Genomic DNA, 12,614 nt, shown 5'->3' with positions numbered 1-12,614 from the left:
CATGGCGCGCACCTCGGACGACTCGTGGGACCTGGCCTCCAGCGTGGGCGCGACGGCGACGATGGTGGCCGCCGCGCGGGCTGCGGCGACCGTCGATCCCGACCCGCTGATCGACGACCCGTACGCCGCGCCGCTGGTGCGCGCCGTCGGCCTGGAGTTCTTCACCAAGCTGGTCGACGGCGAGATCGATCTGTCGCAGTTCCCGGACACCTCACCGGAGCGGGCGCAGGCGATGATCGACGGAATGGCGGTGCGCACCAGGTTCTTCGATGACTGCCTGGCGTCGGTGTCGGCACGCATCGACCAGATCGTCATCCTCGCCTCCGGCCTGGATGCGCGGGCGTACCGGCTGCGGTGGCCGACGGGCACGGTCGTCTACGAGCTCGATCAACCCGACGTGCGCGTTCAAGACCCGCACGCTCGCCGACCTCGGGGCCGGGCCGACAGCACTGCACCGGCCGGTGCCGGTGGACCTACGGGAGGATTGGCCGTCGGCTCTGCGGGCGGCGGGCTTCGACCCGTCGCAGCCCACGGCGTGGCTGGCCGAAGGGCTGCTGATCTATCTGCCGCCGCAGGCCCAGGACGCCTTGTTCGACGCGATCACGGCGCTGTCGGCACCGGGCAGCACAGTGGCAACCGAATACGTGCCGGGCATCGTGGATTTCGACGGCGACAAGGCGCGTGCCCTGTCGGCACCGCTGCGCGACCAGGGCCTCGACATCGACATGCCGTCCCTGGTGTACACCGGGGCCCGCACCCCCGTGCCGGACTATCTGCGCGAGAAGGGCTGGGAGGTCGAAGGCACCGCGCGCGCCGACCTGTTCTCCCGGTACGGCCGTCCCCTCCCCCAGGATGCCGAGGACACCGATCCCCTCGGCGAGATCGTCTACGTCAGAGCGACCCTGGGCGGCAGCTCCCGCGCGGGGCGTGTCTAATCGTCGGGTGACCGACACACCACGCAGCGCGATCGTCACCGGCGCCTCCGGCGGCATCGGCCTCGCCGTGACCCGCGCCCTGCTCGAAGAGGGCTTCGCGGTGACCATGGTCGGCCGCGATCGCGAAAAGCTGTCCGCCGCAGCCGAATCCGTCACGGACGAACCCGCGCGGATCCGCACCGTCGTCGGCTCGGTGTCCGAAGAGGCCTTTCTCGACCAGATCGCCGCCGGTCACCAGACGGAGTTCGGTTCCCTCGACCTCCTGGTCAACAACGCCGGCATCGCGGGCAACAGCGCCGTCGGCGACATCACCGCCGAACTCCTCGACGCCCAGCTGTCGGTGAACGTGCGAGCGGTGGTCCTGCTGACCGCGAAATGCCTGCCGTTGCTGAAAGAGGCGGTCCGACTGCGGGGTTCGGCGCAGGTCGTCAACACGGCGTCCAACGCCGGAAAACGCGGCGAGGCGACGTTGTCGACATACTCGGCCACCAAGTTCGCCGTCGTCGGCTTCACCCAGGCGTTGCACGACGAACTGGCCACCTCCGGAATCAAGGCCACCGCGCTGTGTCCCGGCCTGGTCGACACCCCCATGGCCGACGCCTACCGCGACCAGATCGCGGCGCCGACGATGATCAGCCCCCGCGACGTCGCGGAGGTCGTGCGCATGACCACCCGGCTGTCGACGGCGTGCATCGTCCCCGAGGTCGTCCTGTTACGGCCCACCGAATGGTTGCAACCCGACGAGGTCCGCGCCTAGTTCCCGTTCGGCGGCGGTGGTCGGAACGGCTCGTACCACCACCAGTCGGCCCGCTCACCGGTCGGCCCGGGGCAGGGTGCCACCGCGGGTGGGGCTGTGGTGGGTGGCCGGGCCAGCGGGCCTGGCGGTAAAGGGTCGTCGTCGCTGTCGGTGACCCGGAGATCGTGGGCGGTTCCGGCGATCGTGATGCCGCCGCGGTGGTGGAGCCGGTGGTGGTAGGGGCAGACCAGCACCAGGTTCCACAGTTCGGTGGGTCCGCCGTCCTCCCAGTGCCGGATGTGGTGGGCGTGGAGTCCGCGGGTGGCCCCGCAGCCGGGCACCACACAGCAGCGATCACGATGCTCCAGCGCGCGCCGCAGCCTACGACTGATCGTGCGGGTTTCCCGGCCTGACCCGATCACCTCGCCGCGGCGTTCGAACCAGACCTCACACGTGGCATCGCAGAGCTGCAGTTGGCGCTCGGCGTCAGAGAGCAGCGGCCCCAGATGATAAGCGGCGACCTTCTTCTCGACATCGACATGCACGACCACCGTGGTGCGCTGCCCGTGCGGCCGCCGCGCCACCTCGGCATCCCACCCGGCAGTGACCAAGCTCAGGAACCCGTCGACCGCGGTCGGGAACGGCGGCACCTCCTCACCGGCGTTACCGGGGCAGTCGGCGTGCTCGGCCTTCCATCGTGCGACCAGCGCGTCGTGATGGGACTGCAGCGCAGCATGGAACACCGCAGCCTCGTCGTGGGGCAGCGTGATCCGCCACGTCGTGGACTCCTCATCACCGGTCTTCGACAACGACCGCTTCCGTTCAGGCCGCGGATCGGGGTTGGGTCGGGGTTCGAGCTTCACCGCAGTCCGCAACTGGCTGACCGTCGCGCTCGCCGCGAACTGGGCGTAGTGCGCGTCGGACCCGTCGGCGGCCCGCTCGGCGATGACCCCGACCTGATCCAACGACAGGCGACCCTCCCGCATCACCTCGGCGCAGCGAGGGAACTCCTCCAGACGGCGGGCGACCGCGACGACGGTCTGCGCGTTGCGCGGCGTGGTGCCCGCCTTCCAGGCCACCAGCGCTTCGACCGAACGCGCACCGGTCATCCCGCAGAGCTGGTCACGCTCGATTTCGGCCACGATCTCGACGAGCCGGGCATCGATCGCGTTGCGCTGGCCGGTGATCTCCGCGATCTCCTCGAACAGCACCTCCAACCGCTCGGCCGGGCGAGCGGCCAAAGGTGTTGCGGTCGAGGACATGCCGCCATTCTGGCAGCAGGGTCCGACACGTCGGCCCCTCGCAAGGATGTCCGCGTCAGTAGCGGCTCTCCCCCAGCCACAGCACATTCACGCCGCTGATCGATTTCTGCGTCTGGTCGACCACGCTGTGGAGCGAGCGAATCGCCAACGCGCCGAACAGGTCGGGAAGCGATGCCGCGGCCGGCTGAGAAGACGGCTTGGAGCGCAACACATCCCGCAACGACGAACCCGGCAGACTGTGCAGCTCGACCTTGGCGTCCTCGTCGATCCCGGCGAGGGCTTTCGCGCGGCGCACCGCGGTGCGCAGCCCGCCGAGCTCGTCGACCAGTCCACGCTCAAGAGCATCGGCGCCGGTCCAGACGCGACCCCTGGCCACCTGCTCGACAGCGTCGGCGCTCATGTTGCGGCCCTGGGCCACTCGTTCGACGAAGTCGGTGTAGAACAGGTCCGCCTCGGCGACCACGTGCGCGTGTTGTTCCTCGGTGAACGGCGCGTTGATCGACCACGCGTCGGCGTTGGCGTTGGTGCGCACCGCATCCGAACCGACACCTAGGCGATCCTTGAGGTCACGCGCGACCAGCTTGCCGGTGACCACTCCGATGGAGCCGGTGATGGTTCCCGGGTTCGCGACGATGGCGTCGGCGGCCATCGACACGTAGTAGCCACCGGAGGCTGCCACCGCGCCCATCGATGCGACGACGGGCTTGCCCCGCTCGCGGGTGCGGACGACCTCGCGCCAGATGGTCTCCGAGCCGGTGACCGACCCGCCGGGGCTGTCGACCCGCAGCACGATCGCGGCGATGTCGTCGTCGGCCGCGGCCTCCCGCAGCGCGGCGGCGACGGTGTCGCCGCCGGAGCTCGACGTGCCCATCGGGGACATCTGCCGTCCGCCCCGGCCGCTGACGATCGGGCCGGCCACGGTGACGACGGCGATGCGTGGACGGTTGTTGATGCCCGGCATGGTCGCCTTCTTCGCGCGGGCGTACCGCGTCAGGTACAGCCGCGGCGGGGCGTCGTCACCGTCGGCGTCGCCGGTCTCGGGCGAGATGCCCTCCGCGCCGGCCTTTTCGGCGATGCGCGCGTAGGCCTCGTCCCGGAAGCCGATGCGGTCGACGAGCCCCGCGGTCACCGCGTCGTCACGCAGGAGCGGGGCCCGGTCGGCCAGTGCGTCCAGCGCCGCGACCTCGATGCCGCGCGAAGCCGCCACCCCCGCCCACACCTGAGTCCGCAGACCGTTGACGAGTGCCGTGTCGGCTTCCCGGTGCGCCTCGGTGTAGCTGTCCTGGGTGAAAAGGTTTGCCGCCGACTTGTATTCACCCTTGGCGACGAACTGCGCCTCGACGCCCAGTTTGTGCAGGGCGTCGCGCAGGAACAGCGCGCTGGTGGCGAAGCCGACCAGCCCGACGGTGCCCGACGGCTGCATCCAGACCTCGCCGAAGGCCGACGCGAGGTAGTAGGACAGCGTGCCGGGGTAGGTCTCCGCCCACGCCAGCGACGGCTTCTCGGCGGTGAACGCCACGATCGCCTCCCGCAACTCCTGGACGGGTCCCGGCGGCGCGGCGTCGATCTGGACCCTTGCGATCAGGCCTGCCACCCGGGGGTCCTCGGCGGCGCGGTGCAGCGCCGCCACCGCCTCGCGCAGCAGCAGCGGGCGTCCGGCACCGTTGATGAAAGCCATCGGGTCGAAACCCGCGGACTCCGGGGGCGCGCTCTGCAGGTCGAGTTCGAGGATGCACCCGTCGGGCACCCCCTGATGGCGGGCGGTGTCGACCTTGCGGGCGAACTGACGGACTTCGTCGAACCCGGGGACGCCGGACAGCAGCGAGAACATGAGTTAAAGCCTACCGACGGGGTTCGACCCCGGACGCTTCGTGCGTCAGCGACCCATATAGCGGCCCCACTGGGGGCAGTAGACGGCGACGGACGCGCGCATGAGGCCGACGGCCTGTTCGCGGGTCATGTTGCCGGCCAGCGTGCTCACCACGCCACGCACGGCCGGAACCGGGTTCGGGTTGCCGGTCAGGCCGGTGTCGAGCATGCCGCAGACCCGCTGGCCCAGAAGCGGCAGATCTTCGTTCGGCCCGATCGGGATCCCCATCGCGGTGACAGCGGTGGCGAACTTCTCGTCGGGAGTCTCGGCATGCGCGACGGCGCCGCCCGCGAACAGGGCGAGACCGGCGGTCGCCATCGCGGCGGCGACGGTGCGACGGTGGCGGATCATGGGGTGCTCCTCGGGGGTCGGCATGCGAATTCTAGATCGTCCTCGGTATTCACGCCGTTACGGCGGAGCGGCCCGCGAACGCAAGAACCCCCGCCGTGGCGGGGGTTCTTGTCCGACAGTCGTGTCAGAGTTCGGTGGCGGTGCCGCCTGCGGCGGTGATCGCCTCGCGGGCGCTGCCGCTGAACTTGTGAGCGGTCACATCGACCTTCGCGCCCAGCTTCCCGTCGCCGAGAACCTTGACGAGAACGTTCTTGCGGACCAGGCCCTTGGCCACCAGCTCGTCCACACCGATGGTGCCGCCCTCGGGGAACGCCCTGGTGATGTCGCCGAGGTTGACCACGCCGTACTCGGTGCGGAAGCGGTTACGGAAGCCCTTGAGCTTCGGGAGCCGCATGTGGATCGGCATCTGGCCACCCTCGAACGTCGCCGGGACGTTCTTGCGGGCCTTGGTGCCCTTGGTACCGCGACCGGCGGTCTTGCCCTTGGAGCCTTCACCACGACCCACGCGGGTCTTCTTGGTCTTCTCTCCGGGGGCGGGCCGCAGATCGTGAAGCTTGATCGGAGCCATGGTCTTATACCTCCTCGACCGTGACGAGATGGTGCACGGTCTTGATCAGACCGCGCGTCTGCGGGTTGTCCTCGCGGACCACCGACTGGCGGATCTTGCGCAGCCCGAGGGTCCGCAGCGATTCGCGCTGCTTCCAGCGCGCACCGATGGTGCTGCGCACCTGGGTGATCTTGAGCTCTGCCATGGTTACGCCGTTCCTTCACCACGCGCTGCGCTGGCGGCCAGGGCGTCGGCCTCGCGGCGAGCCCTGAGCATGCCCGCAGGCGCTACATCCTCGATCGGCAGGCCGCGGCGGGCCGCGACCTCTTCGGGACGCTGCAGCAGCTTCAGCGCGGCAACGGTGGCGTGCACCACGTTGATCGCGTTGTCGCTGCCCAGCGACTTGGCCAGGACGTCGTGCACGCCGGCGCATTCCAGCACCGCGCGGCACGCGCCACCGGCGATGACACCGGTACCGGGGCTGGCCGGACGCAGCATGACGACGCCCGCAGCGGCCTCACCCTGAACCGGGTGGGTCACGGTGCCGCCGATGAGCGGCACGCGGAAGAAGTTCTTGCGAGCTTCCTCGACACCCTTGGCGATGGCGGCGGGAACCTCTTTGGCCTTGCCGTAGCCGACACCGACCATGCCGTTGCCGTCGCCGACGATCACGAGCGCGGTGAAGCTGAAGCGCCGACCACCCTTGACCACCTTGGAGACACGGTTGATCGCGACCACGCGCTCCAGGTAGTTGCTCTTCTCCCGGTCATCGCGTCCGCCGCGGCCACCGCGATCGTCGCGGCGACCTCGGCCACCGCGGTCGTCGCGGCCACCACCGCGATTGTCCTGCGCCGAACCGGCGCCAGCCTGGTCGGCCATCATGCAGTCCTCTCGGAGTTAGTGAGATCAGTCATCTAGAACTTCAACCCGCCTTCGCGAGCGGCGTCGGCCAGGGCCGCGATGCGTCCGCCGTAGGTGTACCCACCGCGGTCGAACACGACCTCTTCGATGCCTGCGGCCTTGGCGCGCTCGGCGATCAGCTGACCGACCCGGCTGCTGGCGGCCTTCTTGTCGCCTTCGGTGGCACGCACGTCGGCCTCGATCGAGGACGCCGCGGCCAGCGTGACGCCTTCGAGGTCGTCGACCAGCTGCACGTGGATGTGCCGAGCCGACCGGTTGACCACCAGGCGCGGACGGTCTGCGGTGCCGGAGACCTTCTTGCGCAGGCGGGCGTGCCGGCGCAGCCGCGAGTTGCGGCGCGTCTCGGAGATGTTCTTACCGACCGGCGTGTGGCCGGCGGCCTCTGTCTTGGTCTTGGTAGCCATCTACTACTTACCTGTCTTTCCGACCTTGCGGCGGATCTGCTCGCCTTCGTAGCGGATTCCCTTGCCCTTATAGGGATCGCTCTTACGGAGACGGCGGATGTTCGCCGCGATCTGGCCGACGGCCTGCTTGTCGATGCCCGAGATCGAGAACTTCGTGGGCGTCTCCACTGCGAAGGTCACGCCTTCGGGAGCGGTGATCAGCACCGGGTGGCTGTATCCGAGCGCGAACTCGAGGTTCGTGCCCTTGGCCACGACGCGGTAACCGACGCCGAAGATCTCCATCTTGGTGGTGTAGCCCTGCGTCACGCCTTCCACCAGGTTGGCGATCAGCGTGCGGGACAGCCCGTGCAGCGAACGGTTGCGCCGCTCGTCGTTCGGGCGGCTCACCACGATGGCGCCCTCGTCGTCACGCGAGACCTCGATGGGCTCGGCCACGTCCACGGTCAGGGTGCCCTTGGGCCCCTTGACGGACACGTTCTGTCCGTCGATCGTCACGTCGACCCCGGCGGGAACCGGGACCGGCTGCTTTCCAATACGAGACATTTGTCTAGCCCTCCCTCACCACACGTATGCGAGGACTTCGCCGCCGACGCCCTCACGGGACGCCTGACGGTCGGTCCGCAATCCGGACGACGTGGAAATGATGGCCACACCGAGCCCACCGAGAACGCGGGGCAGGTTGGTGGACTTGGCGTACACCCGCAGACCGGGCTTGCTCACGCGGCGCAGGCCGGCGATGCTCCGCTCGCGGCTGGGGCCGTACTTGAGCTGCACCACCAGGGACTTGCCCACGCGGGCGTCCTCGGTGCGGTAGTCGGAGATGTAACCCTCGGACTTCAGGATTTCGGCGATGTTCGCCTTGATCTTGCTGTGCGGCAAGGTCACTTCGTCGTGGTACGCCGAGTTGGCGTTGCGCAGACGTGTCAAGAAGTCTGCGATCGGATCCGTCATGGTCATGACAGCCGGTTCACCTTTCTCGCGGCGGTTCCCATTCCCGAACACTCCGGGCCAGGGCCTGCCGCAACTGTTTTAGTAGTGGTTGGCTGGCTTACCAGCTGGACTTCTGCACACCGGGCAGTTCGCCGGCGTGTGCCATCTCGCGAAGGCAGATGCGGCACAGGCCGAACTTGCGGAACACCGCGTGCGGACGGCCGCACCTGTTGCAGCGGGTGTAACCCCGCACCTTGAACTTGGGCTTCTTGTTGGCCTTGTTGACCAGAGCCTTCTTTGCCATCTGCTCAGTTCTCCTTGAACGGGAAGCCGAGCGCCCGCAGCAGCGCACGCCCCTCGTCGTCGTTCGTCGCCGAGGTGACGACGGTGATGTCCATGCCGCGCGGGCGGTCGATGCTGTCCACGTCGATCTCGTGGAACACCGACTGCTCGGTCAGCCCGAAGGTGTAGTTGCCCGTGCCGTCGAACTGCTTGGGGCTCAGGCCACGGAAGTCGCGGATACGGGGCAGGGAGATCGAGATCAGCCGATCCAGGAACTCCCACATGCGGTCGCCGCGCAGCGTGACGCGCGCGCCGATCGGCATGCCTTCGCGCAGCTTGAACTGGGCGATGGACTTGCGGGCCCGGCGGATCTCGGGCTTCTGGCCGGTGATCAGCGCGAGGTCGTTGACCGCGCCGTTGATCAGCTTGGCGTCGCGGGCGGCGTCACCGACGCCCATGTTGACGACGACCTTGGTGACGCCGGGGATCTGCATCACGTTCGCATAGCCGAACTCTTTGAGCAGGGCGTCGCGGATCTCTTCGCGGTAGCGCTGCTTGAGGCGAGGAAGGGTCTTCTCGGTGTTTTCCACGGTGGTCATTTCAGTCAGACGTCCTTGCCGTTGGTCTTGGCGATGCGGACCCTCTTACCGGTCTCGTCGTCGACGCGGAAGCTGACGCGGGTCGGCTTTCCGTCGGAGTCGAGCAGCATCACGTTGGACACCGGGATCGGCGCTTCCTGCGTGACGATGCCGCCCGAGGACGCGCCACGCTCGGTGCGCGACTCGGGGGTGTGCTTCTTGATCCGGTTGACGCCCTCGACCAGGATCTTGTTGCGCTCGGGGTAGGCCACCAGGACCTTGCCCTTGGCGCCCTTGTCCTTGCCCGAGATGACGAGCACGGTGTCGCCCTTACGGACCTTCATCTACAACACCTCCGGGGCGAGCGAGACGATCTTCATGAAGCGCTTCTCGCGCAGTTCGCGACCGACCGGCCCGAAGATGCGGGTACCGCGCGGGTCGTTGTCGTTCTTGATGATGACGGCGGCGTTCTCGTCGAACTTGATGTAGCTGCCGTCGGCGCGGCGGCGCTCCTTGACGGTGCGCACGACGACGGCCTTGACGACGTCGCCGCGCTTGACGTTGCCGCCGGGGATGGCGTCCTTGACCGTCGCCACGATGACATCACCGATGCCGGCGTAGCGCCGCGACGAGCCGCCGAGCACGCGGATGCAGAGGATCTCCTTGGCACCCGTGTTGTCGGCGACCTTGAGCCGCGATTCCTGCTGAATCACTCGATCTCCTCGACCTGGTTATTGTGTGCACGCAGGATTACCGACCCTGACGTGCGCGGTCTTTGTCACCTAAAGAGCACGCGGGGTTTTCTCACCGAACTTGCGTTTCGCACGAGAGAACCGAGGTCTGCCCTAGGCAACCCCTACATACTAGGTGAGCTCGCAGAATGCTCCAAATCGCCGGACAGGCCGCCGCAGCGGCGTCAGTCCAGGTCGACCAGCAGCACCGTACGTTGCGCCGCGCCCCGACGCAGTAACCGCTCGACCAGCGTGATCACCGTGAACCCGAGGCCGTATTTGGCCTTCACCACAGCGCGGACGCGACGCACCTCGGCGTCGTCCTCGACGACCGTCGCGCGACCACCAACCGGTTCGGCACCCGGCGCGACCTTGCCCAGGCGGCTGCACGGCACGACCGTGACCCGCGGATCGCGCCGGGCGCGCTTGACCTTCCAGCTCTCCGCCGGCGTCCAGAACGCCAACCGCTCGCCGTCCGCGACGACCCACATCGGGGTGGCGACCGCCTCACCGCTGCGCTTGAACGTCGTCAACGACACGAACTCCTCGGCCCCCAGCGCCGCCGCATCCACGCTCGACATCCCCGCTGCCCGGCCGTCAGTCCTTCGCGAAGGCCAGCGCGAAGTCCCGCTCCAGGTCGGCGTACGGGGCGCCGGACACGTCGACGTTCACGCGCGCGATGGTGCCGCCGGTGAAGGGGAAGGGCGCGCGGAAGGCACTGGATACCGGCGAGCCCGTGTTGCGGCCGACCGACAGCGTCGCGCCGGCGAGCCCGAAGGTGCCGGGGTGGACCCGCATCTCCGCCAGCGAGGCCACCTGCTTGGTGTCGACGAACAGGACGGCGTCCCCGATCGGTGTGTGGCTGCCCTCGGCCGTCCCGGTCAGGGTGAACGTGAAGCCCAACGTGTGCGCCCCCGCGGTCAGCGGATCCGGCGAGGAGAGCGTCTGGTCGTACTCGCCGAGGAAGTTGTAGCAGAAGTGCAGTCGGCCGCCCTGCAGGTACATGACGTAACCACCGTGCGCGCCACCGTGTTTGACCACCACACCGTCGGCACCCTCGGGTCCCACGGTGACTTCGGCCAGGACGGCGAACGACCGGCCGCGCAGTTCCACGACGGCGCCCATCCCGACGTCCGCGGTCCCCGGATAGTAGACGTAGGACGTGCGCTCGCCGGCCAGATACGGCCGCCACCGCGACATGGTTTCCAGAATGTTCAAGTCCGCCAACGGAAGTCCGTGGTACTTCTCGGCTTCGGCGAACCACAGCGACTTTAGTTCGTCCAGCTTCTCGGGGTGCTCCGCGGCCAGGTCGTGGCATTGACTGCGGTCACTCTCGATGTGGAACAGTTCCCACCGGTCGTCCTCGAAGTGCGACCACCCTGCCGGAGACGCCGCGTGCACGGTGTTGGCGAACCACCCCTTGTGCCAGATCCCGCGGGTGCCGAGCATCGTGTAGAACTGGGTCTCCTTACCGGTCGGCGCCGTCGGATTCTCCAGTGCTACCTTGAAACTCACCCCGTCGAGGGGTTTCTGCGCGACGCCGCGGACCGTCGCCGGCGGGGTGATGTCGAGCAGGTCGTACACCGTGGGGGTGATGTCGGCGACGTTGACGTAGTTGTCGCGCACCTCGCCGTGGGCGGCGATCCCGGCGGGCCAGGAGATGATCGCGTTGTCGGCGATGCCACCTTCGTGGGAGGCGTATCGCTTGAACAGCTTGTACGGGGTGTTGAAGGCCATCGCCCAGCCGATCGGGTAATGGTTGTACGTCTCCGTGCCGCCGAGCTCGTCGAACGCCTTGAGGCTCTCCTCGACGGCGTCGATGTACCCGTTGAAGAACTTGACCTCGTTGACCGAGCCGTTGGGTCCGCCCTCGCCGCTGGCGCCGTTGTCGGAGATGACCACGATGAGGGTGTTGTCGAGCTGCCCGGACTCCTCGAGATAATCGAGCACCCTGCCGATCTGGGCGTCGGTGTAGGACAGGAAGCCGGCGAAGACCTCGGCCATACGACAGAAGAGACGCTTCTCCTGATCGCTCAGCGACTCCCACGGGCGCACCGTGTCCTGCATCGGCCAGGCCTCACCGTTGGGGCCCTGAACGTCCGCATACGGGTTGACCGGTGAGAGCTCGGTGTCGGGGGGAACGATGCCGAGGCGTTTCTGGTTCTCCAGCACGATCTCCCGGTAGACCTCGTAGCCCATGTCGAAGCGCCCGGCATACCGGTCCGCCCATTCCTTGAAGACGTGGTGCGGCGCGTGCCCCGCACCGGGGCACACATACGAGAACCACGGCTTGTCGGGGGCGATCACCTTGGCGTCGCGGATGAATTCAATTGTCCTGTCCGCGAGGTCCTTCGACAGGTGATAGCCCTCTTCGGGCGTGGCCGGCGGCACGACGGGGTGGTTGTCGTAGACGAGATCGGGATACCACTGGTCGGTCTCACCGCCCAGGAATCCGTAGAACCGTTCGAAGCCGCGCGACAACGGCCAGTGCCGTTTCGTCGAGGCGAGGTTGGACTCCTCCAGCGGCGTGAGATGCCATTTGCCCACGCAGTAGGTGTTGTAGCCGTTCTCGGCGAGCACCTCCGACAGCAGCGCCGTGTCGAACGGGATGCGTCCGTTGCTGTTCGGGAAACCGTCGGTGAACTCTTCGATCGTGGCCATACCGACCGTCGTCGGGTTGCGTCCGGTGAGCAGCGACGCCCGCGTCGGCGAGCAGAGAGCGGTGGTGTGGAACTGTGAAAGCCGCACGCCCCGTTCGGCGATGCGGCTCATCGCGGGCATGTCGACGAGTCCGCCGAAGCAGTCCCAGGTGGCGATGCCGATGTCATCCCAGACGAGGTAAAGCACATTGGGCGCATCGGGTTGTGCGGTCGGCGCCGCGAACGGCCCCCAGTCCGGTTCGGAATCCCGGACATCGAGCTCGATCTTGCCGTTGAACTCCGTCGCCACGCCCGGAGATTACACCGCGAAAGTGCAGATGGCGTGGCGATTGCGCAGCGCCGCGCACTCGTGCCCGCCGACGAGAAAGCCCCCGCCGCCGGCAAAGGCATACGGGGGCGACTCGTCG

At 68.0% G+C, this 12,614-nt stretch carries 16 protein-coding genes and 1 pseudogene; 2 read left to right on the top strand and 15 right to left on the bottom strand.

Going from position 1 to position 12,614, the window contains the following annotated elements; translation table 11 throughout:
• Position 1: 1 nt before the first annotated feature.
• A pseudogene (locus tag FHR72_RS06725) lies at positions 2-935 on the top strand (class I SAM-dependent methyltransferase).
• Positions 936-942: 7 nt separating this feature from the next.
• Entirely contained in the window at positions 943-1,692 is a 750-nt protein-coding gene (locus tag FHR72_RS06720) for an SDR family NAD(P)-dependent oxidoreductase (protein WP_183467137.1), read from the top strand.
• Here FHR72_RS06720 and FHR72_RS06715 read toward each other — a convergent pair.
• The 15 genes from FHR72_RS06715 to FHR72_RS06645 all read right to left on the bottom strand — a co-directional run bounded on the left by FHR72_RS06715 (position 1,689) and on the right by FHR72_RS06645 (position 12,496).
• Positions 1,689-2,933 carry an HNH endonuclease signature motif containing protein gene (locus FHR72_RS06715; protein WP_183467136.1) on the bottom strand — a complete coding sequence of 415 codons (1,245 nt, stop codon included), beginning with the start codon at positions 2,931-2,933 and terminating at the stop codon, positions 1,689-1,691. The two genes, FHR72_RS06720 and FHR72_RS06715, sit on opposite strands and share 4 nt — an antisense overlap.
• A gap of 55 nt (positions 2,934-2,988) precedes the next feature.
• Positions 2,989-4,764 carry a signal peptide peptidase SppA gene (gene sppA / locus FHR72_RS06710; protein ID WP_183467135.1) on the bottom strand — a complete coding sequence of 592 codons (1,776 nt, stop codon included), beginning with the start codon at positions 4,762-4,764 and terminating at the stop codon, positions 2,989-2,991.
• Positions 4,765-4,809: 45 nt separating this feature from the next.
• On the bottom strand, positions 4,810-5,178 hold the full coding sequence (locus tag FHR72_RS06705) for a DUF732 domain-containing protein (protein WP_396888403.1): 369 nt from the start codon (positions 5,176-5,178) through the stop codon (positions 4,810-4,812).
• Positions 5,179-5,278: 100 nt separating this feature from the next.
• Positions 5,279-5,722, bottom strand: a complete 444-nt coding sequence (rplO, locus tag FHR72_RS06700) for a 50S ribosomal protein L15 (RefSeq protein WP_183467134.1) — start codon at positions 5,720-5,722, stop codon at positions 5,279-5,281.
• A gap of 4 nt (positions 5,723-5,726) precedes the next feature.
• A complete protein-coding gene (gene rpmD / locus FHR72_RS06695) occupies positions 5,727-5,906 on the bottom strand; it encodes a 50S ribosomal protein L30 (RefSeq protein WP_183467133.1) in 180 nt (59 codons plus the stop codon).
• Positions 5,907-5,908: 2 nt separating this feature from the next.
• On the bottom strand, positions 5,909-6,580 hold the full coding sequence (gene rpsE / locus FHR72_RS06690; protein ID WP_183467132.1) for a 30S ribosomal protein S5: 672 nt from the start codon (positions 6,578-6,580) through the stop codon (positions 5,909-5,911).
• A gap of 35 nt (positions 6,581-6,615) precedes the next feature.
• Positions 6,616-7,026 carry a 50S ribosomal protein L18 gene (rplR, locus tag FHR72_RS06685; protein ID WP_183467131.1) on the bottom strand — a complete coding sequence of 137 codons (411 nt, stop codon included), beginning with the start codon at positions 7,024-7,026 and terminating at the stop codon, positions 6,616-6,618.
• Positions 7,027-7,029: 3 nt separating this feature from the next.
• Entirely contained in the window at positions 7,030-7,569 is a 540-nt protein-coding gene (gene rplF, locus FHR72_RS06680) for a 50S ribosomal protein L6 (protein ID WP_183467130.1), read from the bottom strand.
• A gap of 15 nt (positions 7,570-7,584) precedes the next feature.
• Positions 7,585-7,983 carry a 30S ribosomal protein S8 gene (gene rpsH, locus FHR72_RS06675; RefSeq protein WP_011895861.1) on the bottom strand — a complete coding sequence of 133 codons (399 nt, stop codon included), beginning with the start codon at positions 7,981-7,983 and terminating at the stop codon, positions 7,585-7,587.
• 91 nt (positions 7,984-8,074) lie between these two features.
• Complete coding sequence (locus FHR72_RS06670; RefSeq protein WP_011778599.1) at positions 8,075-8,260, bottom strand: type Z 30S ribosomal protein S14; 186 nt, start codon at positions 8,258-8,260, stop codon at positions 8,075-8,077.
• Between the two features lie 4 nt (positions 8,261-8,264).
• Positions 8,265-8,837: a 50S ribosomal protein L5 gene (gene rplE / locus FHR72_RS06665; RefSeq protein WP_183467129.1), complete on the bottom strand. Its 573-nt coding sequence runs from the start codon at positions 8,835-8,837 to the stop codon at positions 8,265-8,267.
• Between the two features lie 5 nt (positions 8,838-8,842).
• A complete protein-coding gene (rplX, locus tag FHR72_RS06660; protein WP_183467128.1) occupies positions 8,843-9,160 on the bottom strand; it encodes a 50S ribosomal protein L24 in 318 nt (105 codons plus the stop codon).
• The gene (rplN, locus tag FHR72_RS06655; RefSeq protein WP_014814254.1) at positions 9,161-9,529 is read right to left on the bottom strand and encodes a 50S ribosomal protein L14; all 369 of its coding nucleotides are present in this window, start codon (positions 9,527-9,529) and stop codon (positions 9,161-9,163) included.
• A 203-nt stretch (positions 9,530-9,732) separates the two neighbouring features.
• Positions 9,733-10,128, bottom strand: coding sequence for a PPOX class F420-dependent oxidoreductase (locus tag FHR72_RS06650; protein WP_183467127.1), 396 nt, complete (start codon positions 10,126-10,128; stop codon positions 9,733-9,735).
• Between the two features lie 16 nt (positions 10,129-10,144).
• Positions 10,145-12,496: an arylsulfatase gene (locus FHR72_RS06645; RefSeq protein ID WP_183467126.1), complete on the bottom strand. Its 2,352-nt coding sequence runs from the start codon at positions 12,494-12,496 to the stop codon at positions 10,145-10,147.
• Positions 12,497-12,614: the final 118 nt, after the last annotated feature.

Source organism: Mycolicibacterium iranicum (assembly GCF_014190915.1).
GTDB classification, from domain to species: Bacteria; Actinomycetota; Actinomycetes; order Mycobacteriales; family Mycobacteriaceae; genus Mycobacterium; species Mycobacterium iranicum_B.
Note: the sequence above shows the minus strand (reverse complement) of the source record. Positions and strands in the feature narration are given on the sequence as shown.